This is a genomic window from Knoellia koreensis (genome assembly GCF_013041615.1).
In the GTDB taxonomy this organism is placed as follows: domain Bacteria; phylum Actinomycetota; class Actinomycetes; order Actinomycetales; family Dermatophilaceae; genus Pedococcus; species Pedococcus koreensis.
Map to the genome: position 1 here is coordinate 699,881 of NZ_JABEPQ010000002.1, position 23,429 is coordinate 723,309.

At 71.3% G+C, this 23,429-nt stretch carries 20 protein-coding genes; 6 read left to right on the top strand and 14 right to left on the bottom strand.

All coding sequences use genetic code 11. The annotated features are described in order from the left end of the window. Positions 1-51 precede the first annotated feature (51 nt). From HJG52_RS11620 to HJG52_RS11635, 4 genes are all read right to left on the bottom strand, one after another. The gene (locus tag HJG52_RS11620; RefSeq protein ID WP_171243727.1) at positions 52-1,104 is read right to left on the bottom strand and encodes an HAAS signaling domain-containing protein; all 1,053 of its coding nucleotides are present in this window, start codon (positions 1,102-1,104) and stop codon (positions 52-54) included. Then, positions 1,101-1,433 (bottom strand): helix-turn-helix transcriptional regulator, encoded by a 333-nt coding sequence (locus tag HJG52_RS11625; RefSeq protein WP_171243728.1) that lies wholly within the window; start codon positions 1,431-1,433, stop codon positions 1,101-1,103. Before HJG52_RS11625 ends, HJG52_RS11620 begins: the two co-directional genes overlap by 4 nt. Positions 1,434-1,573: 140 nt before the next feature. Beyond that, positions 1,574-2,422 carry an SDR family NAD(P)-dependent oxidoreductase gene (locus HJG52_RS11630; protein WP_171243729.1) on the bottom strand — a complete coding sequence of 283 codons (849 nt, stop codon included), beginning with the start codon at positions 2,420-2,422 and terminating at the stop codon, positions 1,574-1,576. Next, a complete protein-coding gene (locus HJG52_RS11635; protein ID WP_171243730.1) occupies positions 2,406-3,965 on the bottom strand; it encodes a flavin-containing monooxygenase in 1,560 nt (519 codons plus the stop codon). The genes HJG52_RS11630 and HJG52_RS11635 overlap by 17 nt, the downstream gene beginning before the upstream one ends. 53 nt (positions 3,966-4,018) lie before the next feature. On the opposite strand from HJG52_RS11635, the gene HJG52_RS11640 reads away from it, so the two are divergent. Beyond that, entirely contained in the window at positions 4,019-4,651 is a 633-nt protein-coding gene (locus tag HJG52_RS11640) for a TetR/AcrR family transcriptional regulator (RefSeq protein ID WP_346767705.1), read from the top strand. Between the two features lie 3 nt (positions 4,652-4,654). On the opposite strand, the gene HJG52_RS11645 is transcribed toward HJG52_RS11640, so the two are convergent. From HJG52_RS11645 to mfd, 10 genes are all read right to left on the bottom strand, one after another. Then, positions 4,655-6,109 (bottom strand): MCE family protein, encoded by a 1,455-nt coding sequence (locus tag HJG52_RS11645; protein WP_346767706.1) that lies wholly within the window; start codon positions 6,107-6,109, stop codon positions 4,655-4,657. A gap of 65 nt (positions 6,110-6,174) precedes the next feature. Further along, positions 6,175-7,119, bottom strand: a complete 945-nt coding sequence (locus tag HJG52_RS11650) for a Ppx/GppA phosphatase family protein (RefSeq protein ID WP_171243731.1) — start codon at positions 7,117-7,119, stop codon at positions 6,175-6,177. After that, positions 7,116-7,670 carry a DUF501 domain-containing protein gene (locus HJG52_RS11655; protein WP_171243732.1) on the bottom strand — a complete coding sequence of 185 codons (555 nt, stop codon included), beginning with the start codon at positions 7,668-7,670 and terminating at the stop codon, positions 7,116-7,118. The genes HJG52_RS11650 and HJG52_RS11655 overlap by 4 nt, the downstream gene beginning before the upstream one ends. Beyond that, on the bottom strand, positions 7,667-8,308 hold the full coding sequence (locus HJG52_RS11660) for an FtsB family cell division protein (protein ID WP_171243733.1): 642 nt from the start codon (positions 8,306-8,308) through the stop codon (positions 7,667-7,669). The genes HJG52_RS11655 and HJG52_RS11660 overlap by 4 nt, the downstream gene beginning before the upstream one ends. 61 nt (positions 8,309-8,369) lie before the next feature. Continuing rightward, positions 8,370-9,659, bottom strand: a complete 1,290-nt coding sequence (eno, locus tag HJG52_RS11665) for a phosphopyruvate hydratase (protein ID WP_171243734.1) — start codon at positions 9,657-9,659, stop codon at positions 8,370-8,372. A gap of 209 nt (positions 9,660-9,868) precedes the next feature. After that, positions 9,869-10,795 carry a pseudouridine-5'-phosphate glycosidase gene (locus HJG52_RS11670; protein ID WP_171243735.1) on the bottom strand — a complete coding sequence of 309 codons (927 nt, stop codon included), beginning with the start codon at positions 10,793-10,795 and terminating at the stop codon, positions 9,869-9,871. Then, positions 10,792-11,982, bottom strand: coding sequence for a PfkB family carbohydrate kinase (locus tag HJG52_RS11675; RefSeq protein WP_171243736.1), 1,191 nt, complete (start codon positions 11,980-11,982; stop codon positions 10,792-10,794). Before HJG52_RS11675 ends, HJG52_RS11670 begins: the two co-directional genes overlap by 4 nt. A 125-nt stretch (positions 11,983-12,107) precedes the next feature. After that, positions 12,108-13,091 carry a MazG family protein gene (locus HJG52_RS11680; RefSeq protein WP_171243737.1) on the bottom strand — a complete coding sequence of 328 codons (984 nt, stop codon included), beginning with the start codon at positions 13,089-13,091 and terminating at the stop codon, positions 12,108-12,110. An 8-nt stretch (positions 13,092-13,099) separates the two neighbouring features. After that, positions 13,100-13,630, bottom strand: coding sequence for a hypothetical protein (locus HJG52_RS11685; protein ID WP_171243738.1), 531 nt, complete (start codon positions 13,628-13,630; stop codon positions 13,100-13,102). 21 nt (positions 13,631-13,651) lie between these two features. After that, positions 13,652-17,260: a transcription-repair coupling factor gene (gene mfd / locus HJG52_RS11690; RefSeq protein WP_346767707.1), complete on the bottom strand. Its 3,609-nt coding sequence runs from the start codon at positions 17,258-17,260 to the stop codon at positions 13,652-13,654. Between the two features lie 238 nt (positions 17,261-17,498). On the opposite strand from mfd, the gene HJG52_RS11695 reads away from it, so the two are divergent. From HJG52_RS11695 to HJG52_RS11715, 5 genes are all read left to right on the top strand, one after another. Next, positions 17,499-17,915: an FAD synthase family protein gene (locus HJG52_RS11695; protein WP_171243739.1), complete on the top strand. Its 417-nt coding sequence runs from the start codon at positions 17,499-17,501 to the stop codon at positions 17,913-17,915. 351 nt (positions 17,916-18,266) lie between these two features. Next, a complete protein-coding gene (locus HJG52_RS11700) occupies positions 18,267-20,315 on the top strand; it encodes a NosD domain-containing protein (RefSeq protein ID WP_171243740.1) in 2,049 nt (682 codons plus the stop codon). Positions 20,316-20,464: 149 nt separating this feature from the next. Further along, positions 20,465-21,580 carry a glycosyltransferase gene (locus HJG52_RS11705; RefSeq protein ID WP_171243741.1) on the top strand — a complete coding sequence of 372 codons (1,116 nt, stop codon included), beginning with the start codon at positions 20,465-20,467 and terminating at the stop codon, positions 21,578-21,580. Further along, positions 21,577-22,299: a CDP-alcohol phosphatidyltransferase family protein gene (locus HJG52_RS11710; RefSeq protein ID WP_171243742.1), complete on the top strand. Its 723-nt coding sequence runs from the start codon at positions 21,577-21,579 to the stop codon at positions 22,297-22,299. The genes HJG52_RS11705 and HJG52_RS11710 overlap by 4 nt, the downstream gene beginning before the upstream one ends. Continuing rightward, on the top strand, positions 22,300-23,424 hold the full coding sequence (locus tag HJG52_RS11715) for a glycosyltransferase (RefSeq protein ID WP_171243743.1): 1,125 nt from the start codon (positions 22,300-22,302) through the stop codon (positions 23,422-23,424). It begins immediately after the preceding gene. The last annotated feature ends 5 nt before the right edge of the window (positions 23,425-23,429 follow it).

Below are 23,429 nucleotides of genomic sequence, written 5' to 3' on the forward strand. Positions count from 1 at the left end.
TAGGGGCCGTCCCCGTTTCCTCCCCCACGATCGACCGGTATGCCGCGTGGCTCAGCGCGTCGTCGTCGGCACCGGTGGCGCGGTGGTGGACATCGTGGGCCGGGGCGCGGGCCTCGTCGTGGTCGGTGACGGCACCGCGTCGGTCGGTCCGGTGGTGGCCGACGGGTCCACCGTCTCGGTCGCCGTGGCAGTGGCCGACGGTTCCGGCGTCGGCGCGAGCGGTGGGATCGCGGTCGGCGGCGTCCAGACGGTCGGGTCGCCGAACGGCCCGTTCGACGTGACGACGGGGGCCGCGTTGGACCAGTCCTTGCCGTAGATGTCGGCCGGCCCCTTGAGCGGGCTACCGTCGTCACCGACGAGGTCCCGGCGCAGGTCGATCGGGTCGCCTCGGTCGGTGAAGACCCGCACGTCGGACAGCGCCTTGCCGTCGCGGTCGTAGACGAACAGGTTGCCCACCGATTGCTCGTTGTAGACCAGTCCGGTCGCCGGCCCACCGGACTCCCCGTAGACGACGGCGTTGGGGTCGCCGGGCGTCGAGTACGAGGCCCACCACCCGAGGCAGGCGACGATCGCCACAGCGTTGAGGGCGAGGGTGAGCAAGCCCGTCGCCTCACCGAGGACCTTCGGGCGCCGAGCCAGCCAGACCGAGGCCACCACGGCCAGGATCCCGAGGGGCAGCAGCAGCGCCCGCACCCCGACCACCGACGCGCCCACCCAGGCGATGACGAGTCCCCGCAGCACCCACCACGCCGGCCGCAGCTTCACGAGGAAGTCGATCACCTCGTTCGCCAGGGCCGAGTCACGGCGCAGGTCGCGGATGTTGTCGTGGAAGACGGCGACCTGCTGCGACCACCACGACGGCGAGAGGCCCGAGCGCGCGGGGAGGCCGGCGGCGCTCCTCAGCTCCGCGGCATACGCGGCCGGTGAACCCAGCCCGGCTAACCCGTCAGGTGCCTCGGCCACCCGCTCAGCGAGGTCGGCCTCGAGGCCACCGGTGAGCTCCTCGACGTCGTCCGGCGACAGGTCGGCGAGCTCCGCGCGCACCTGCGTGACGTAGGCGTTGACCTCGTGCGCGCTGGGCATCTTGATCGTGTTGGTGCTCATGCCTTCACCCCTGCCTCGTCGAGCAGCCCGTGCATGGTGCGGGCGAACTCGGTCCACGTCTTGCCCTGCGTCTGCAGGGTTGCGCGACCCTGCGCGTTGATGCCGTAGTACTTGCGGTGCGGTCCCTCGTCGGACGGGACGACGTACGACGTCAGCGACCCACCGGCATACAGCCGGCGCAGCGTGCCGTAGACCGACGCGTCCCCCACGTCCTCGAGCCCGGCCGACCGCAGCCGCCGGACGATGTCGTAGCCGTACCCGTCCTCGTCGGCGACGACCGCGAGCACCGCCAGGTCGAGGACCCCCTTGACCAGCTGGGTGGTGTCCACCGTCCCTCCCTTCACCTCTTGGTTAGTGTGGATCAGACGGTACTACGCAATCCGCACTACCGCCGACACCGCCACACCAGGCGCGTCGCGTCGAGTGCCTGAGACCTACCCAGGGGTCGGCCTCAGGCACTCAACTCGCGTCAGGAACGGCGTGCGGCGCGCTCGTTGAGGCGGCGGTGGCCGGTGGCCTGCACCTGGATGACGGCACGCGCGACCGGCGGCAGGTAGCGCAGCGCGCGCCAGGTCATGTGCGCGAAGACGCCGACCGGGATCACCGCCTTGTTGCTGGCGAGCCCGTCCACGGCGCGCTGGGCCGTGAGCTCGGGCGTGAGGAACTTGGGCTGGAGCAGCCGCACGCGGTTGCGCACGCTGCTGCCACCGAAGCTGTCCGGGGCGGCATACACCTCGTCGAGCAGCGGTGTGTCCACGAACCCGGGACACAGGACGCTCACCTTGACGCCCAGCGACGCGGCCTCGGCGCGCAGCGCCGTCGAGAGGCCGACGACGGCGTGCTTGGTGGTCGTGTACGGCAGCATCGCGGGCGCGGGGATGAGGCCGGCGAGCGAGGCCGTGTTGAGGATGTGCCCGCTCCCCTGCCGCGTGAGGTGGGGGTATGCCGCCATGACGCCGTTGATGACGCCGCGCAGGTTGACGTCGAGGGCCTTGTCCCAATGACGCTGGTCGAGCTCCTCGAGGAGCCCGCCGACGGCGACGCCGGCGTTGTTCACCATCACGTCGAGGCGGCCGTGCTCGGCGACCACGGAGTCGACGAGCGCCCGGACGGCCTCTGCGTCGGACACGTCGACCTGGGCCGCGCTGGCCCGGGCACCGAGGTCGTCGGCCGCTGACTTCGCCTTCACCTCGTCAAGGTCGGCGAGGACGACATGGCTGCCGCGGCGGTGGAGCTCCCGGGCGATCTCGAGGCCGATCCCCGACGCGCCACCGGTGACGATGGAGACCTTGGGCCGGAAGTCATTGCGCGAGAACATGTTCGGTCTCCTTCTCGGTGGAGCCAGGCAGTGCGGTGGTGGCCGCCGCGTCGGTCGACGCGTCGGTTGTCGGGTTGGTCCCCACGCTCGGCACTGGCACGAGCCCGGCCTTGCCGGCGCGACGCGTGCGCCACCAGTAGGACACCGTCGATCCCGGCCACAGGGTGAAGTTGCGACCCTTGTCATCGAGGTACCAGCTGTGACAGCCGGTCGACCAGACGGTGTGCGACGACCGTTCGCCCATCTCCGTCACGAACCGGTCGACCGCCGCGCGGGTGGTGACCCGCGGGCCGGTGCGGCGCGACTCCTCGATCCGGTCGAGGACGTAGCGGGTGGCCAGCTCGATCATCAGGACGACCGAGTTGTGGCCGAGCCCGGTGTTGGGTCCGAGCAGCAGGTAGAGCTCGGGGAAGCCGTCGACGGTGATGCCGAGGTTGGTGCGGGTGCCGTCGGACCACTCGTCGTTCAGCCGGCGTCCGCCGAGCCCGCGGATGTCCATCCGCTCGTAGCTGCCCTTGACGTCGAACCCGGTGCCGAGCACCAGTGCGTCGACCTCGTGCCGCGTGCCGTCGGCCGTGACCACGGCGGCCGGCTCGACCGCGGTGATCGCCGCCGTCTCGAGCGAGACGTCGGGGCGGTTGAAGGTGCGCCAGTAGTCGTCGGACAGCAGGATCCGCTTGCAGCCGATGCGGTAGTCGGGCGTGAGCTTGGCCCGGGTCTCGGGGTCGGAGACGTGCCGGTGCAGGCGCTTGGTGGCCATCCGCGCGACCAGCTTGGCCGCGCCGGGCACGCGCACGAACATCGGCGCGCGCGCCTCGAGCTCCCAGTAGGTGCGCCAGCGCACGAGCCGCTGCATCCACGGGTACCGGCGGAACCGCTCCTGCCGGGCCACGCTCCACAGGCTGTCGTGCTTGGGCATCGTCCACGCGGGAGTCCGCTGGAAGACCGTGGTGTGGGCGGCGCGCGGCGCCACCTCGGGCAGCAGCTGCACGACGCTCGCGCCGGTGCCGACCACCGCGAGCCGCTTGCCGTCGAGGCCGTCGTCGCCCTCGGGCCAGTTCGCGGTGTGCATGAGCTCGCCGGCGAACGTGTCGAGCCCCGCGATGTCCGGCAGCCGCGGCTCGTGCAGGGCACCGACGCCGAGGACCAGCGAGTCGGCGGTCCAGGTGCGACCGTCGGCGGCCTCGAGCCGCCAGCGGCGGGCGCCCTCGTCCCACTCGGCCACACGCAGGTCCGCCCCGAACGCGATCCGCTCGCGCACGGCATACCGGTCCGCAACGTCACGCAGGTAACCCCAGATCTCCCCCGCCGTGGCGAAGTCACGCGACCAGTCGGGCTTCTGCTCGAACGAGAACGAGTACATCCGCGAGGGAACGTCACACGCGCACCCGGGGTAGCGGTTGTCGCGCCACGTGCCGCCCACGTCGTCGGCCTTCTCGAGGACCACGTAGTCGTGCTCGCCGCGCTGGGCGAGGCGCACCGCCATCCCGAGACCGGAGAACCCGGTGCCGACGATGGCGACGCGGTGATGAGGAGTGCTCATGGGCCTAACTTACCATGAGTAAGTTAGATGTCCAGAGCGGTTAGGATCATCGCGTGAGCCCCACCAAGCCTCCGGCCCAGCCCCGACGCCGCATGCCGCGTGCCGAGCGGGAGGCCCAGATCCTCGTCGTCGCCGAGCAGGTGTTCGCCGAGCGCGGCTACCAGGCCACGACGATGGAGGATGTCGCCGAGCGCGTCGGCGTCACCAAGCCGCTCATCTACGAGTACTTCGGCTCCAAGGAGGGCCTGCTGTCGGCCTGCATCGTCTCGGCCCGCGGTCAGCTGCGCGACGCCACCGAGCGCTCGTGGGCGGCGGTCGGCGACGACGCCGAGCTCATCGACATCTTCCGGGCCGGCGTGCGCGCGTTCTTCGACTTCATCGACCAGCACCGCAACGCCTTCCTCCTCATCCAGCAGGAGGGTGTCATGGCCGCCCAGACCAGCCCGCTCATCGAGAGCATCCGCGAGCAGCAGTCGGCCGCCACCGCGGCCACGCTGGGTGCCGCACCCGGGCTCAGCTCGGTGCCCCCCGAGGTGCTCGAGGGGTATGCCGAGGTGATCGTCGGTGCCTGCGAGCGGATCGCGGTGTGGCGGGGTCGGCGCCCCGACGTCACCGCCGCCGACGCCACCGAGCTCGTCGTGGCCACCGTCTGGAGCGGGCTCGCCTCGCAGCTCACCACCAGCTGACGGTCAGCGCTGGTTGACGGTGGTGCCGCGCAGCATCGGCCCCGCCAGCAGGGTCGTGATCGCCGACGGCGCAGGGTCGTCCGGGTGCAACAGGGCCGAGACCAGCTGTTGCTCGGCGGTCGTCCCGGCCAGCCCCGCGTCGGGGTCCGGGATCGCGGCACCCTTGGCGCCGGCGAACATCTGCGGCAGCGCGGCATACATCGGGTTGGCGCTGTAGCCGCCGACGTTGGACGTGCCGTCGTCGAACTTCTTGCCCGGCAACGGGTTGCTCTGGCTGATCGGCTTGCCGGTGAGGACGCTCTTCATGTCGGGGAGCAGGTTGCAGGTGGCGGCGCGGTTCTCACCCCAGCGTGGCTCCTCCCCCGGCTTGTAGGCCGGGCGCTGGGCCGACGAGATCTCGATGGTGATGTGGAAGGTGTTGTCGCGGAACGCGTCGTCGATGCGCGGCAGCCACTTGACCAGGGCCTCGGTGAAGCACGGGTACTGGGGTGAGTACTTGGCCAGCACCTCCACCGTCGGCCGGTTCACCCGCCCCACCTGGATGATGCGCTGCCCGTTGGCGTCGAGGAAGTCGGCCGTGGTGTTGGCGAAACCCGCCGTCGAAGCCAGGAACCCAGCCAGCGCGTCCTGCTTCTCCACGATCGTCGTGTTCGTGGTGATGAGGTTCTTCAACGCCGACACCAGCTGAGGTGCCGCGACGGCATACGTGCTGGCCAGGTCGGCCAGACCGCTGATGTCGGCCTGCAACACCGGCAGCTTGGGGTTGAACGCCTTGAAGTACCGGTCCACCAGCACGAGGTTCTGCCCCAGCTGGGTGCCCCGACCCTCCAGCGCGGTCGCGAGGGCGTTGAGGGTGGTCGACAGCTTCGCCGGCTCCACTGCGCGCAGCAGCGGCAACAGATCCTCGAAGACCTGCTCCAGCTCGATCGCGACCTTGGTCCGGTCCTGCGGGATCACATCCCCCTCACGGATCGGCCGGACCTTCGCCCCATCCTGTGGCGGCACGAGGTCGACGTACCGCTCACCGAACAACGTCTTCGGCAGCAGCCGCGCCGACACGTTCGAGGGGATGAGGTCGACGGTGTCCGGCTTGAGGGCCAGCTGGAGCCGCGCCCCCTTGCCGATGGTGTGGATCGAGGTCACCGACCCGACGATGATGCCCCGCAGCTTGACGTCGGACGCCTCCTGCAGCTGCGACCCGATCCGGTCAGTCTCGAGGGTCACGTCGACGGTGCGGGTGAAGACCTGCTGGTAGGACGCGATGGCGAGGCCGAGGAGCAGGGCGACGACGACGAGGAAGATGACGCCGTAGGCGTGGTTGGACAGCCGAGCCAGGCCGCCGGTGGCGGGGCCGAGGGGCGAGCGCGGGGTCGTGGGCAGCCGGGCAGCCTCAAGCTGCCCAGGTCGGGTCGCGCTCTCGTCCTGGGGCAGCAGCTCCCGTTCCTCGACCGTGCTCACCACCCTTCGTCGCGTGATGTCTGCCACCGTGGCAACGACGGGGCGCGGCGCAGGTTACGGGCCGGTCAGTGTGCGATGGACAGGGCGATGCCGTCGAGGATGTCGTGCTCGGAGGTCACCACGCGCTCGACGCCGAGGTCGGCGAGCCGCCGCACCACCTGCCGCCAGACGAGCGCCCCGGCACCGATGACGTCGACGCGGCCGGGGTGCATGAACCCCAGCGCCGCCCGCTCGTCGTGGGTGAGGTGCAGCAGCTCGTCGCAGGCGCGCACCACCTGCTCGGGCGTGAGGGTCGCGAGGTGGATGCGGTCGGGGTCGTATGCCGTGAGGCCGAGTGCATGGGCCGTCACCGTGGTGACGCTGCCGGCGAGGCCGACGAGCGAGCCGATGCCGGTGAGGTCAACCACCCGGGCCGCCTCGTCGATGGCTGCGTCGATGTCGCGAGTCGCGACCTCGACCTCCGCCTCGGTCGGCGGGTCGGAGACGAGGTGCCGCTCGGTCATGCGCACGCAACCGATGTCGACCGACCGGGCCGCCTCCACCGACGTCGACCCTCGGACGAACTCGGTCGAGCCGCCGCCGAGGTCGACCACGAGGTAGGGACCTGGCACGCCCGTTGCGCGCAGGTCACCCGTGGCACCGCTGAACGACAGCGCCGCCTCCTCGTCACCACTCACCACCTCGGGCGTGACGTCGTAGTCGCCGAACGCCTCGTGCACACCGGCCACGAAGTCCTGCGCGTTCGAGGCGTCCCTCGACGCGGAGGTGGCGACGAAACGCACCCGTTCGGCGCCGAGCTCGCGGCACTGCGCGGCATACTCGCGTGCTCGCGCCAGCGTGCGCTCCATGGCCTCCGGCGCGATGGCGCCGGTGCGGTCGATTCCCTGGCCGAGGCGCACGATCTCCATGCGCCGCAACACATCTGAGAGCTCACCGGTGTCGGGGTCGATGTCCGCCACCAGGAGACGGATCGAGTTGGTGCCGCAGTCGACGGCACCGACGCGGGTCACTCGCCCGCCTCGGCGTGCCCGTCGGCGCCGGCGATGCAGCAGCCGTCGGCCCACCAGTCGTCGAGCATCGCCAGGGCCTCGTCGCCGAGGGGGTTGACCCCCGGCCCGACGGCGAGTGAGTGGGCGACCAGGACGTGCAGGCACTTCACGCGCGTCGGCATGCCGCCGGCCGAGATGCCGTCGATCTCGGGCACGGTGGCACCGGTGGCCTGGCCCACCGCGGTCCGGCGCGCCAGGTAGTCCTCGTGCGCCGCGGCATACCGCTGCGCCAGGTCGGCGTCCTCGCCGAGGCGCGCCGTCATCTCGGCCATCACGCCCTGGCTCTCGAGGGTGGAGATGGCGCCGGTGAGGCGGGGGCACGTGGCGTAGAACGTCGTCGGGAAGGGCGTGCCGTCGGGCAGGCGCGGCGCGGTGGTCAGGACGTCCGGGCAGCCGCACGGGCAGCGGTGCGCCACGGCGACGACACCGCGGGGCACCCGGCCCAGCTGGGCACGGACGGCGTCGAGGTCGGCCTGGGTGGGGGCCTGCGCCGTGGGGTCGGGGGCGCTCACTTGCCGGTGCCGGCGCCGGCGTCCGTCGGAGCCGTGTCGGCTGCGCGCATCGACTCCCACAGCTGGCCGTACCACGGGTGGTCGCTCGCGGCGGCCGGCGCCTTGGCCACCTGGGTGGCGGACTTGGCGGTGGGCTTGCCGTCGATGACCGTGTAGGACTTCTCGCCGACCTTGACGAACTTGAGCCGCTCCCGGGCCTGCTGGACGACGTAGTCCTTGTCGTTCCAGCGGGCCTGCTCCTTCTGCAGGTCGCTGACGTTCGCCCGCTGCGACGCCACCTGCTCACGCAGGGCGTCGATCTGGCCCTGCTGACGCAGGTAGGACCGCAACGTCGGCACGAGCGTCACCGCCAGCAGCACGAAGATCGAGGCGAGCACCACGACCCGCATCACGCCGCGCGTGGTCTTGCGCTCCTGCCCGACCCTGGACGTCGCCGCGGCCTTGCGCGCCGCACCGGCGGCCGTGGCGCGGGACCGGCCGGGACCGGCGCCGGGGCGCGCGGCCGTGCCGCCCTTGGCTGCGGACTTGCCGGCCGCGGCCTTGCCGCCAGAGGCCTTGCGCGGGGCGGGAGCGCCGCGCCGCGGGGCAGGACGTCGCCCCGGCGTGCCGCCGGTGGGTCCGCGTCCTGTCGTGGCCATCGTGTCGTCCTCGCGTCGTGGTCGTGTCGGTGTCGTGGGGTGGGTCAGGTATGCCGCGTGGTCACGCCTGGTGGGTGAACCTCGGGAAGGCGCTCGCACCGGCATACTCCGCCGCGTCGTCGAGCTCCTCCTCGATGCGCAGGAGCTGGTTGTACTTGGCGACCCGCTCGGACCGGGCCGGGGCGCCGGTCTTGATCTGGCCGCAGTTGGTGGCGACGGCGAGGTCGGCGATCGTGACGTCCTCGGTCTCGCCGGAACGGTGGCTCATCATGCAGCGATAGCCGTTGCGCTGGGCGAGCTCGACCGCGTCGAGGGTCTCGGTGAGCGAGCCGATCTGGTTGACCTTGACCAGCAGGGCGTTGGCCGTGCCGGTCTCGATCCCACGGGCGAGCCGCTCGGGGTTGGTGACGAACAAGTCGTCGCCGACGAGCTGGACCTTGTCGCCGAGGCGGTCGGTCATGGCCTTCCAGCCGTCCCAGTCCTCCTCGTCGAGCGGGTCCTCGATGGACACGAGCGGGTAGGAGTCGACGAGTTCGGCGTAGTAGTCGACCATGTCGGAGCTGGACTTGGCGGCACCCTCGAACTGGTAGGTGCCGTCGTCGTTCTTGAACTCGCTGGCCGCGACGTCGAGCGCGAGTGCGATCTGGGTGCCGGGCTCGTAGCCGGCCTTGCCGATGGCCTCGAGGATGAGGTCGAGGGCGGCGCGGTTGGAGTCGAGGTTCGGGGCGAAACCGCCCTCGTCACCGAGCCCGGTGGACAGGCCGCGCTCCTTCAGGACGCCCTTGAGCGCGTGGTAGACCTCGGCACCCCAGCGCAGCGCCTCGCGGAACGACTCGGCGCCGATCGGGGCGATCATGAACTCCTGCACGTCGACGTTGGAGTCGGCGTGGCTGCCACCGTTGAGGATGTTCATCATCGGCACCGGTAGCACGTGCGCGTTGGGGCCGCCGACGTAGCGGAACAGCGGCAGGCCCGCCGACTCGGCGGCGGCCTTGGCGACGGCGAGGCTGACGCCGAGGATGGCGTTGGCACCGAGCTTTCCCTTGTTGTCGGTGCCGTCGAGGCCGAGCATCACCTGGTCGACGATGCGCTGGTCGCTCGCGTCGTAGCCGACGAGCGCCGGGTTGATCTCGTCGAGCACGGCGTCGACGGCCTGCTCGACACCCTTGCCGAGGTAGCGCTTCTTGTCGCCGTCGCGACGCTCGACCGCCTCGAACTGACCGGTGCTGGCACCGGACGGGACCGCGGCACGGGCGATGGTGCCGTCGTCGAGCGCGACCTCCACCTCGACCGTGGGGTTGCCGCGGGAGTCGAGGATCTCGCGGGCGCCGACTGCGTCAATGCTGGCCACAGACATCTCCATCGTGGTGCGTCAGGGGTTACGCCCCGAGGCTACCCGGCGAGCGGGCGCGCACGGACGAGCGACCCACCCTGCCGGACCACGCGGCATACCCCCGCCTCAGCTTTTCCGCGTCATGCGGGAACCTGAGGTTCGCTCGGTCTAGTAACGCGTGCGAACCTGACACTTCGCGCGTGACGCGGAAAAGCTGTGGTCGCGGGTCAGGACGTGCGCAGGCGTTGGTATGCCGCGGCGATGGCGGCGCCGAGACGCGCGTTGGCGCGCACGAGGGCGATGTTGGTCTCGAGCGAGCGTCCGTCGGAGAGCTCGACGATGCGCCCGAGGAGGAACGGCGTGATGTCCTTGCCGCGGATGCCCCGCTCGTCGCACTCGGCGAGCGCCCGGTCGATGAGGTCGGCGATCTCCGCCGCCGGGATCTCGTCCTCCTCCGGCACCGGGTTGGCGATCGACACCGCGCCCTTGAGCCCGAGGTCCCACTTCGCGGCCATCATCGCCGCGACCTGGTCGGGCGAGTCCGCCCGCAACGGCGCGGCATACCCGCTCGACCGCGAGTAGAACGACGGGAACTCGTCGCTGCCGTGCACCACGACCGGCACCCCGAGGGTCTCGAGCGTCTCGAGGGTGAGGCCGATGTCGAGGATCGACTTCACGCCCGCGGACACGACGGCGACGTCGGTCTGGCCCAGCTCGGTGAGGTCGGCGGAGATGTCGAAGCTCGTCTCCGCGCCCCGGTGCACTCCCCCGAGCCCGCCCGTGACGAAGACGGGTATGCCGGCCAGCGCGGCCAGGCGCATCGTCGCGGCGACCGTGGTGGCGCCGTGGGCACCGGTGGCCACGACGAACGGGAGGTCGCGCAGGCTCACCTTGGTGACGTGCGGGTGGGTGGCGAGCGTCTCGAGCTCGTCGCGGTCGAGGCCGATGCGGGGTATGCCGTCCAGGACGGCGATCGTGGCCGGCGTCGCCCCACCGTCGCGGATGATCTGCTCGACCTCGATGGCCATCTCGACGTTGCGCGGGTAGGGCATGCCGTGGCTGATGATCGTCGACTCGAGCGCGACGACCGGGCGGCCCTCGCGCATGGCGGTGGCGACCTCGTCGTTGAGCTTGAGGCTGGGGTGCGGGGTCATCTGCTTCTCCTGGTCGTGGGGCTGGCGTCGGCTCGCCCGACACCGGTGCGACGCAGCTCGGCGTCGACGAGGCGGGCGGTGAGGTCGGGGCGGACGGTCTGGGGGCACGCCACGGTGAGGGCCGCGGCGGTCTGGCCGAAGCGCACGGCGCCGAGTGCGCTGTCGCCGCGCAGGTGGGCGTGGACGAAGGCGGCGGTCATCGCATCCCCCGCACCCGTGACGTCGACGAGGGTCGTGGGCGGTGCCGGGATGAGGTGCACCTCGGGGCGGCTGCCGGCCTCGGTGTGGGCGCCAGCCACGGCGCGGCTGCTGAGGACGCTGCCGCGCGCGCCCCGACGTACCCAGACGTGGGCCACGCCGCGCCCGTGGAGGCTCGCGGCGGCGCGAGCGATGCCCGCCTTGGTGTCGGGCACGTCCTCGCCGACGATGGCCGCGAGCTCGTCGAGGTTCGGGGTGAGTGCAAGGACGGGGCGGTCGGGCGACAGGATCGTGGCGAGCGGCCGGGCCTTGGCGACCGAGACCGGGTCGATGACAACGGGGACGTCGGCGGCGGCTGCGGTGTCGAGCAGCCAGGTGGTGGGTGCGGCCGGGATGTTGCCATCGACGACGAGCAGGTCGGCGTTGGCGACGAGGTCGCGGACGCCAGTCAGCTGGTCGACGGTCAGCCCGTCGGTGGCGCCCATGGTGGAGACAGCGACGACGAGCTCGCCGTCGGCGTCGAGGACCGCGAGGTAGGTGCCGGTCGGCTCCTCGCCGCGGATGACATGGTCGAGGCCGACGCCAGCGGCTCGGGTGGCGTCGAGGACCTGGTCGCCGAACGCGTCGCGCCCGACCGGGCTCACCAGCTGGGTGGGGCTGCCGAGGCGGGCGAGGTTCTCGGCGATGTTGCGCCCGACGCCCCCCGGGGTGCTGGTGGTCTCGCCGGGGTTCGACGTGCGCAGGGCCAGCGCGGCCCGCGACTGCGCCTTGATGTCCATGTTGGTGCCGCCGACCACGACGACCGCTCCCTCGTCCGGGCGCAGCACGTAGCCGCGGCCGACGATGACGCCCTTGCGGGTGAGGTTCGACAGGTGAACCGCGACGGCCGCCTTGGTCGACCCGACCCGCTCGGCGAGCCCGGCGGCGTCGAGCAGGGGCTCGGCACGCAGCAGCTCGACGATCTCCCGCTCGCGCTGCGTCAATGCCACGTTAGGAACTATAAGGCATCCTTGAACTTCTTAAGCACCACCCTGACTTGTTGCCGACCACTCGGCACCGGGAGCCGATTCAGCCGCCGCATGCCGAGCCACCGGCAACGAGTGGGCGCGGGCGATCAGTCGGTGGGAACGTCGAGGGCGCGCAGGGCGCGGCGCAGCTCGGACTCGGCGTCGACGCCGGCCGCTCTCGCCCGGGCCACGAGGGCCAGCAGCTCGGCGCCGACATCACCGGGTGCGGGGGCGGGCAGCTCACGGTCGGTGCGGGCCAGCCGGGACACCACCTTGTCGGCGGCCACCAGCGCCGGCAACGACGCCGGTATGCCGTGCAGCAGACCTGCGTGCCCGGCCTCACCACCGGCGTGGTCACCCTTGGCGGCCCGCTCCTGTGCCTTGATCCGCTCCCAGGCGCGCTCGACTTCCTCGGGGTTGCTGGCATCCCCGTCGGCGAAGACGTGCGGGTGCCGCCGGACCAGCTTGGCCACCAGCCCCGCCGCGACGTCGTCGATGTCGAACGGCGCCTCTGGGTCCTCCTGCGCCACCCGGGACTGGAACGCCACCTGCAGCAGCACGTCACCGAGCTCCTCGCGCAGGTGGTCACGGTCGCCGGTCGCCACGGCCTCGGCAGCCTCGTGCGCCTCCTCGATGAGGTACTTCACGAGCGACTGGTGCGTCTGCTCGGCGTCCCACGGGCACCCGCCCGGGGACCGGAGCCGGTCCATCACGGCGACCACGTCGAGCAGCCGCGCGCCTTGGACGTCCCACGAACCCACGACGACCTCGACTTCTGGAGGCGACGGCATACGCGTCACCTCGGCGGCCACCGCGTCGGTGAGGCCCGGGTCGCCGTCGGCCGACCCCACCCACAGCACGTGCGCCTCATCGCCGGTGCGCGCGACGAGGTCGCGGGCGAGCGCGGGCACCGGCACGTCCGGCACGGCTTCCACCGGCACACCGGCCTCCACGAGCGCGACCGCGGCCGGCTCGTCGAGGTCACGAGCCAGGACCGCCGCGGCGTCGTCGAGCGCGTGCCAGGCCGAACGACTCAGCAGCCCCGGCGCGACGCGGGGTGAGGTGACGAGCAGGCTGAGGCGACCGGCCACTCCGCGGGTCAGTTCTGCGGGGCCAGCGGGTCGGGCTCGGGCGTGGAGGTGTCGGCCTTGATCCAGTTGGGTGCGCTGGACTCGAACAGCGCGCTGCCCGAGGGCTTGAAGACGCCATAGCGCGGGTTGACCGTGATGTCGGCCTTCCGCGCGAGGTCGACGGCCTGGGCCTTCTCCCCCTCGGTCATCTGGTTGAACGCCAGGCTCGCCTTGACCAGCTCGAGGGTGCTGGGAGCCGGGTCCTGCAGCTGCGGCACCGCGGTGCGGGCGGCCGAGTCGGCGAGGGCCTTGCCGCTCTTCTCCGCGACCTGGTTGATGAACTGCGCCATCACGAGCGACTGCACCGCGCCGGAGGTCTCGAGACCGGAGTCGGGCTGCACCTCACGGATCTGCGCGGCGGCCTCCTGGGCCTCGGCCTCGGTGATGCGGTGGCCGTCGACGACGGCGGCCGTGTCCGCGGTGGCGCAGCCGGACACGGCGAGCACGGCACCGGCCACCGCGGCGACGGCGGTGGCGCGCAGGGCGCGAGTTGCCAACACGATAGAAACCTTCCTGGTCACTCAGCGAGCGGATGCGGCTCCCTGACCGGTGCCGACACGGGCGGCGTCGGAGACGCTCCCGAGGAGCACGGCGCGGATCAGGTCGCTGGCCCACTGCAAGACTGCCGTGTCACGCAGGGGTTTGCCACCCACCCTCGCCGTCGTCGGCTTCGGCACGAGAATCGTATGGGTCGCGTCCTTGACCAACGACCTCGGGTAGAGCCGCTGCAGCCGCAGCTGGGCCGACTCGGGCAGGTCGACCGGCCCGAACCGCACGAAGTTGCCCTGCACCGAGATGTCGGCGACACCGGCCGCCCGGGCGACGGTGCGCAGTCGCGCGACCTCGATGAGGTGCTGCACGGGCTCCGGCGGCGTGCCGTAGCGGTCCTGCAGCTCGGCCACGATCTCGGCGAGCTGGTCCTCGTCGACGACGCTCGCGAGCTTCTTGTAGGCCTCGAGCCGCAGCCGCTCCCCCGGCACGTAGTCGTGCGGCAGGTGGGCGTCCACCGGGAGCTCGATCTTGATCTCCGCCGGTGCCGTCTCACCCTCGCCGCGGAAGTCGGCCACGGCCTCGCCGACGAGGCGCACGTAGAGGTCGAACCCGACCCCCGCGATGTGCCCGGACTGCTCGCCGCCGAGCAGGTTGCCGGCGCCGCGGATCTCGAGGTCCTTCATCGCGACCTGCATGCCGGCACCGAGGTCGGTGTGGCTGGCGATGGTCTGGAGCCGGTCGTGCGCCGTCTCGGTGAGCGGCTTCTCCGGCGGGTAGAGGAAGTAGGAGTAGGCGCGCTCGCGACCACGCCCGACACGGCCACGCAGCTGGTGCAGCTGGGACAGGCCCAGAACGTCGGCGCGTTCGACGATGAGGGTGTTGGCGTTGGAGATGTCGAGACCGGTCTCGACGATCGTCGTGCAGACGAGGACGTCGAACTTCTTCTCCCAGAAGTCGACGACGACCTGCTCGAGCCGCTGCTCGCCCATCTTGCCGTGGGCGGTGGCGACGCGGGCCTCGGGCACGAGCTCGCGGATGCGGCTCGCGGCCTTCTCGATCGAGCTCACCTTGTTGTGCACGAGGAAGACCTGGCCGTCACGCAGCAGCTCGCGCCGGATGGCGGCCACGACCTGCTTCTCGTCGTACGCGCCGACGTAGGTGAGGACGGGGTGCCGCTCCTCGGGAGGCGTTGCGAGAGTGGACATCTCACGTATGCCGGTCACGGCCATCTCGAGTGTGCGCGGGATCGGGGTGGCGGACATCGACAGGACGTCGACGGCGGTGCGCAGCGTCTTGAGCTGCTCCTTGTGCTCGACGCCGAACCGCTGCTCCTCGTCGATGACGACGAGTCCGAGGTCCTTGTACTTGATGTCGTTGGACAGCAGCCGGTGCGTGCCGATGACGAGGTCGATCGACCCGTCGGCCAGCCCCGCGATCGTCTCGCGGGCCTCGCGGTCGCTCTGGAACCGCGACAGGGCCTTCACGGTCACGGGGAACTGGGCGTAGCGCTCGGCGAAGGTGTTGAGGTGCTGTTGCACGAGCAGGGTCGTCGGGACGAGCACCGCGACCTGCTTGCCCTCCTGGATCGCCTTGAACGCCGCGCGCACCGCGATCTCGGTCTTGCCGTAACCGACGTCGCCACAGATGAGGCGGTCCATGGGCACGGTGCGCTCCATGTCGGCCTTCACCTCGTCGATCGAGCTCAGCTGGTCGGGCGTCTCGACGTAGGCGAAGGCGTCCTCGAGCTCACGCTGCCACGGGGTGTCCGGCCCGAACGCGTGACCCGACGTCGCCATGCGCGCGGAGTAGAGCTGGATCAGCTCGGCCGCGATCTGCTTGACGTACTTGCGTGCCCGGCCCTTGGTCTGCTTCCAGTCCGAGCCGCCCATCTTGTTGAGCGTGGGCTGCTCGCCGCCGACGTAGCGGGTGACCTGGTCGAGCTGGTCGGTCGGCACGAACAGTCGGTCACCGGGCTGGCCGCGCTTGGACGCGGCGTACTCGATGACGAGGTACTCCCGGGTCGCACCGCCCACCGTCCGCTGCACCATCTCGACGAACCGGCCGACACCGTGCTGCTCGTGCACGACGAAGTCACCGGGCTTGAGCTGGAGCGGGTCGACCTGGTTGCGGCGCCGCGACGGCATACGCCTCATGTCGCGCGTCGACCCGCCGCCTTGGCCCGCCGTGCCCGTGAGGTCGTTCTCGGTGAGCAGTGCGAACTTGCTTGTGGGACAAAGGAACCCGCTACCGACGGACCCCTGCGCCAGGTGCACGACACCATCGGCGAGGTCGGTGAGGTCGGCATCCAGACGGGCCGGCACCGACTCGCCCGCCAGCACCTCGGCCACCCGTCGCGCCAGACCGGGGCCTTCGGTCACCACGACGACGCGCCACCCGTCGGCCACCCACTGGCGGAAGTCGGCCACCGCCTCGGGCGTGCTCCCCCGGTAGCGGGGCGCCTCCTCGAGCCCGGTGTTGACGACGACCGCCTCACCGTCCACGACGTCGGCGAGCTCCTCGTCGGCGACGAACGGCGACAGGTCCCACCACGGCATACCGAGGTCGCGGGCGTGCGCCCGCAGGTCGGCGAGCGTCCAGAACGACGCCGTGCCCAACACGCCTTGCAGGTCGATCGGCACGGTGTTGCCGGCGGCCGCGTTGGCCCACCCCGCGTCGAGGAACTCCTGGCTGGTGGCGGCCAGGTCGTGGGCGCGGGTGCGGACGCGCTCGGGGTCGGTGAGGACCACGGCCGTCCGGTCGCGCAAGGTGTCGAGGACGCTCTCCATGCCGTCGACGAGGGCGGGGGCGAGCGACTCCATGCCCTCGACCGCGATGCCCTCGGCGAGCTTGCCGAGCAGGTCGGCGGCGCCGGGCAGCTGCTCGAGCAGCGCGGCGGCGCGTTCGCGGACCGACTCGGTCAGCAGCACCTCGCGGCACGGCGGGGCCCACAGGCCGTGCTCGGCGATCTCGAGGCTGCGCTGGTCGGCGACCTTGAACCAGCGGATCTCCTCGACCGTGTCGCCCCAGAACTCGACGCGCACCGGGTGGTCTTCTGTGGGCGGGAAGACGTCGAGGATGCCGCCGCGGACGGCGAACTCGCCGCGCCGCTCGACGAGGTCGGTGCGGGTGTATGCCGCGGCCGCGAGTCGTTCGACGACGTCCTCGAGGGGCGCGTCGTCACCGGCCCGCAGGGCCACGGGGGCGAGCTCGCCGAGCCCCTGGACGACGGGCTGGAGGACGGCGCGCACTGGTGCGACGACGATGTCGAGCGGCCCGTATGCCGCGTCGCTGGGGTCGGGGTGCGCCAGTCGCCGCAGGACGGCGAGCCGCTTGCCGACGGTGTCGCTGCGGGGACTCAGGCGTTCGTGCGGCAGCGTCTCCCAGGCCGGGAAGTCGGCGACGCGGTCGGCGTCGAGGAAGCAGCCGAGGGCGGCGACGAGGTCGTCGGCCTCGCGCGTGGTGGCGGTGATGACGAGCAACGGCCGGTCGGCGGCGCGGGCCATCGCGGCGATGAGCTCGGGGCGGGCACCCGCGGTGACGGCGAGGTCGGCGACCGGCTCACCGGCACGGGCGACGGCGAGCGCGCGACCGACGCCCGGATCGGCGGCGAGGACGTCGAGCAGTGGCGCGAGCGACACGGGGTGGTTCTCCTTGGCAGGACAGCGCGAAAGCCCCAACAGAAGTATCTGGTGGGGGTGACTCACAGGCTAACGCCGGGCACCGACGGTTGCTTCCGCGTGGTCCGCCCTCCGACGTTTGCATGAGGCGCGGCGCAGGTCTCCCCCCGACCATGGACTGTCGGTTGTGTACGTACAGGGGGACTTGGGGCGCATGAGGAGCGGAATGCCGGGGCTGGCAGCGGTTCGAGGCGATGACATGGTGCGGGGTTACGTGCCCGGCGTCTTCGACCTCTTCCACGTTGGTCACCTCAACATCCTGCGCATGGCTCGCGAGCACTGTGACTGGTTGATCGCCGGCGTCGTGACCGACGACAAGGCGCTGCGCGCCAAGGGCAAGCGACCCGTGGTGCCGCTGGAGGAGCGGGCGGCCATCCTCGAGCACGTCACGCTGGTCGACGAGGTCGTCGTGGAGCACCACCCGAGCAAGCTCGACGTGTGGCGCGAGCACCCGTTCGACGTGATCTTCAAGGGCGACGACTGGCGCGGCACGGCCAAGGGCGAGCAGCTCGAGGCGGACTTCGCCACGGTCGGGGTCGAGGTCGTCTACTTCCCTTACACCATCCACACCTCGAGCACGTTGCTGCGCGCGACGCTGGAGACCAACGCGTCCTGAACCAGGCACCAGAGGCGCCTGAAACCGCCCTGGAGAGCCCGCGGCATACCAGCGAGACACGCACTGGGTCCGTGCGTTTACGTGTGATCTGGCCCACTTCTGGGTAGCGATCCGTGTGCGTTTGTGCGCATTACACCGTATTCCGTTCGTCCTTTCGGCTGATCCTTTCTCCGTCATTTGGTTTACTACCGCGTGGCTGCCGGGCCATCTCGGCACCATCGCTGTCGACGAACCCTCATCGACAGCAACCACGAGCGGATGCAGGGGCCGAAACGGAAAGGCCGACATCCCGTGTCGACAAGCACTCCCCCCACCCCCACGCACTCCACCCCTCGCCTTCGGCAGCACGGCGTGCGCTTGCTCGCTGCCAGCCTCGCGACCGCGACCGCGGTCGTCGTCCTCCCGTCCGTCGACCAGCGCCTCGCCGACACCGCGTCGGCGCGCCCGCTGGGTCCGACCTCCACGACCACCAAGATCACGTGGAAGCGGTCCGGGACCGCGACGAGCCCGACCACGACGACGCCGAGCGCGCCGGTGCCGACGACCCCGACGCCGAGCACTCCTCCGCCGACGACGACCGTCCCGGCCACGCCGACGTCCATCCCGACCTCGGCCACCCAGACGCTGACCCAGTCCAGCGCACCGCCGGCCGGTGCCCTGTTCGTCGCGACGAACGGCGCGGACACCAACCCCGGCACCGCGGCCCAGCCGCTGGCCACGCTGGCCAAGGCCCTGACCCGGGCGCAGGCCGGGCAGACGGTCGTCGTCCGTGGCGGCGTCTACCGGCAGGGCATCGCCGGCCCGGTCGACACCAGCCTCGGCACCACCTGGTCCACGCCGGCCGCCAACGTCACGATCCAGGGCTACCCGGGCGAGACGGCGTGGTTCGACGGCACCGACGCCGTGTCGGGCTGGCGTGCCGACAGCAGCACCCGCTGGTCCGCCCCCTGGTCGACGCCGACGTTCTGCGGCGGTCGCTACTACGAGAAGGCCGTCTTCACCGCGCAGACCATGGCCGGCCCGTGCAGCCACCCCGACATGCTGGTGCCGGGAACCGCCACCGGGAGCCCGCAGATGCTGTTCCGCAACGGTGTGCAGCTCACCGAGGTGGACGCCGCCAGCAAGGTCACGGCCAACACCTTCTTCTACGACCACGGCGCGCGCCGCCTCGTCGTCGGAGCCGACCCGGCCGGCCAGACCATGCAGGCCGCCAAGCGCGCGCAGGCCCTGGCGATCTACAACACCACCGGCCTGACCATCAAGAACATCGGCTTCCGCCGCTACGGCAGCAACGAGTTCACCAACGCCACCAGTGGCGCGGTCGCGCTCAACAAGGTCACCGGCGCCGTCCTCGACGGTGTCGCCTTCACCCAGAACGCCGGCGGCGGCCTCCTCGGCTGGCAGGCCAAGAAGCTCACGGTGCGGCACTCGTTCCTGTCGCTCAACGGCTTCGACGGCATGCTCGCCAACGGGTCGCGACGCGAGGCGCTCGCCAACCCCAGCGCAGGCATCCGCGACGACGTCCTGGTGGAGAACAGCCGGCTCGACGGCAACAACACCGACGGTTTCGGCCCGAACTGCGCGGCCTCCTGCGCCTCGGCCGGCGCCAAGTTCACCCAGATGGTCGGCTTCACCCTCCGGGACAACTCGTTCTCACACAACGGTGGGAACAAGGCCGCCGGCTTCTGGTGCGACCTCGCGTGCACCGAGGGTCGCATCTACAACAACGCCTTCGTCTCGAATGCCGCCGAGGGCCTCTTCTACGAGGTGAGCGACCGCGGCACGATCGCGTCGAACGTCATGGTGGGCAACGGTTTCGCGGTCAAGGGCTCGGGCCTGATGGTCAGTGCCGCCAACACCCGGATCTACAACAACACCATCGCCGGGAACTACAACAACGTCCTCATCTACGACGACACCCGGGTGCCCGGTGCGCAGGTCGGCCCCGACACCGCCAACGTCGTGTTCGCGAACAACGTCGTCACCCGTGGCGCCTCGGGTCGGCCGCAGGTCACCTTCCGCGCCGCGCAGACCAAGCCCAGCGCCTTCATGAAGTTCTTCGACTACAACACCTACCACCGGCCCTCGGGCACGGCGACCTGGTGGCTGAACTGGGAGGAGACGGCCTACGTCAACGGCCTGTACGACTACCCGGCGCAGCTCGCCAAGGCCAGGAGCCCGCTGTCGACGCATGACACCTACAGCACCGTGAGCACGGACCCGTACTTCGTGTCCGCGTCCACGTCCGACTACCGCCTGCAGTCCACGTCGGTCGCGGGAGCGTCCGTGGCACTGCCGAGCGACATCGCCACGATGCTGCACGTCTCGCCGACGGGTGCCGGGCGCGGGGCGCTGCTACCGGCCGAGGCAGCCACGGCCGCCCAGCCGATCGTGCGCTGACCGGACATCCATGGGAGTCCCCCGCGGGGAGGGGCGCGGGGGCTCCTACGGATGACGTAGCCCGTTGGCGCAGCGGCAACCTAGGGTTAACCCATGGGGGCTGACTTCACTTGCCGCGATCGACACGTGGGCTGTGAGGGTGATGACTGATGCGCATCGCCATGATCGGCACGCGCGGCGTCCCGGCGCGCTACGGGGGTTTCGAGACGTGCATCGAGGAGGTCGGCAAGCGCCTCGTCGCTGACGGCCACGAGGTGACGGTGTTCTGTCGGAGGGGACCCGACGGTCCGAGCCCCGACCCCTACCTCGGGATGCGCACGGTCACGCTCCCGGCCCTGCGGGTCCGGGCCGGCGAGACGCTCAGCCACACGGCCCTGTCGGCCCTGTACCTCATGGTGCGTGAGCGGCCGGACGCGGCGATCGTGTTCAACGCGGCGAACGCGCCCTTCCTGCCGCTGCTGCGTGCCCGCGGCATACCGGTCGCCACGCACGTGGACGGGCTGGAGTGGCGTCGAGGCAAGTGGGGTCGCTGGGGCAAGACCTACTACCTGCGCGCCGAGAGGTGGGCGGTTCGCTGGTCTGACGCGCTCATCGCCGACGCGCAGGGCATTGCCGACTACTACCTCGAGAAGTTCGACGCGCGGACCCGCCTGCTCACCTACGGCGCACCGCGGATCAGCGCACGTCCCGAGGCGCTCGAGGAGCTGGGCCTGTCGGCCCGGGGCTACCACCTGGTCGTGGCCCGGTTCGAGCCCGAGAACCACGTGGCGGAGATCGTGGAGGGGTATGCCGCGAGCGACGCCTCCCTGCCAGTGGTCGTCGTGGGCGATGCCCCGTATGCCGCGTCCTACCGCGCGCGGGTGCGCGCGGCCGGCGACGACCGGGTCCGCTTCCTCGGCTCCGTCTGGGACCAGGACCTGCTCGACCAGCTCTACGCCAACTGCTTCGTCTACTGGCACGGCCACTCGGTCGGCGGCACGAACCCGTCCCTGCTGCGCGCGCTCGGGGCCGGTGCAGCGACGTGCGCCTACGACGTCAACTTCAACCGCGAGGTGCTGCGCGAGTCCGGGTTGTACTGGACCACCCCCGCAGATGTCCGCGAGCTGCTGGAGAAGAGCGAGGTCGACCGCGAGCTGACCCTCGCCCGGGGGCGCGCGGCGGCGCTGGAGGCCGCGCGGTACGACTGGGACGACACCACCCGCGGTTACGCAAAGCTGTGCGCCGACCTGGCGTGCGGGCGGGAGATCAGCCCGGTGACGGCATGAGCTTCCGCGACACCCGGACCCAGCTGCGCGGCGTCGGCAAGCCGGCTGCGGGGGCGCCGGCATACTCGCGTTTCGTCAACCGCCCCGCCGGGCGGTGGATCGCCGCCACGGCATACCACCTCGGCCTCACGCCGAACCAGGTCACGGCCATCAGCGGCCTCTTCTCCCTCGGGGCCATCGTCGTCCTCCTCCTGGCTCCCATCACCGTGGCGACCGGGGTCGTCGTGGCCGCGCTGCTCGCGGTGGGCTACGCCTTCGACTCTGCGGACGGTCAGCTGGCCAGACTGCGCGGCGGCGGGTCGCCCCAGGGCGAGTGGCTGGACCACGTCGTCGACTGCGTGAAGATCAGCGCCCTGCACCTGAGTGTGTTCGTGGCCCTGTCCCGGAGCGAGCACCACGAACGGTGGGCCTTGCTGGCCTTGCTGTGGGTCCTCGTGGGCAACACCTTCTTCTTCACCTTCATCGCGACCGACCTGCTGGGGCGGGTCGAGCGGGCCCGCGCCGGCACCGCGCCCCCGCCGCCGCGACAACCGTCGACGGTGCGGTCGCTGCTGTCGGTGCCGACGGACTACGGGCTCCTGTGCGTCGCGTTCCTGCTGTGGGGCTTCACCCCCGCGTTCCTCGTCGCCTACGGCCTGCTGCTGGCCGGGACGGCGGGCTACCTCATGCTCGGTCTGCCCAAGTGGTTCAGGGACATGGGACGGCTGAGGGGCGCGTAGGTGGCCCGCGTGCTCATGGTCCACCCGGGGGCGGAGCTCTACGGGTCGGACCGGATGTTCCTCGAGTCGGTGCGCGGCTTCGTCGAGGCAGGGCACCAGGTGTCGGTCGTGCTGGCCGAGTCGGGGCCGCTGCTGGCGGAGATCGAAGCGGTCGGCGTGCCGGTACGCGTTCAGCCGATTCCCGTGCTGCGCAAGGCCGCTCTGCGCCCTGCGGGTCTGGCCGCCCTCCTGCGCACGGCCGCGGTCACCTGGCTGCCGTCGTGGCGGCTGGTGGGTCGCGGCCGCTTCGACCTCGTCTACGTCAGCACCCTGACCGCACCCGGCTGGCTCCTGCTCGGGCGGCTGCGTGGCCTGCGGGTCGTCTGCCACGTCCACGAGGCCGAGGACGCTGGGCGCCCAGTCGTGGAGACTGCTCTGGTCGCTCCCCTGTTGCTCACGCACCGCGTCATCGCCAACAGCGAGTTCACGAAATCCTATGTGGGGCAACGCATTCGGCTACTGTCCCCCCGCACCACCGTGGTCCCGAACGGCGTCATCTCGACGGCCGACCGGGCACCGCGTGAGCAGCTGACCGGGGGTCTGCGCGTGGCCTACGTCGGACGCATCTCACCGCGCAAGGGCCCGCAGGTCGCCGTCGAGGCAGTGCGACGACTGAACGACACGGGGCAACCCGCCGAGCTGGCCCTCGTCGGCTCGGTGTTCACCGGCTACGAGTGGTTCGACCGCGAGCTCAGGAAGTCGAACCAGGACCTCCTCGACGCGGGTGTCGTGCACCTGGCGCCGTTCGAGCGGGACCCTGCCAGGACCTTCGAGGACTGCGACGTGGCGGTCGTGCCGAGCCTGCTCGCGGAGTCGTTCGGCAACACCGCGGTCGAGGCCATGCTGGCCGGTCGACCGGTCGTCGTGAGCGACATCGGCGGGCTGCCGGAGGTCATCCGCGGCGTGGCCAGCGCGTGCGCCGTGCCGCCCGGTGACCCGACCGCACTGGCGAACGCACTCCGTGCCACGGTGGACACCTGGCCGACCCAGCGGCAGGCAGCCTGGGCCGCGCGTGACCGCGTTCGACAACGGTTCTCCCCCGGCCGCTACCGAACGGCCGTGGTCGAGGCAGCCCTCCCGGAGTGACCCCC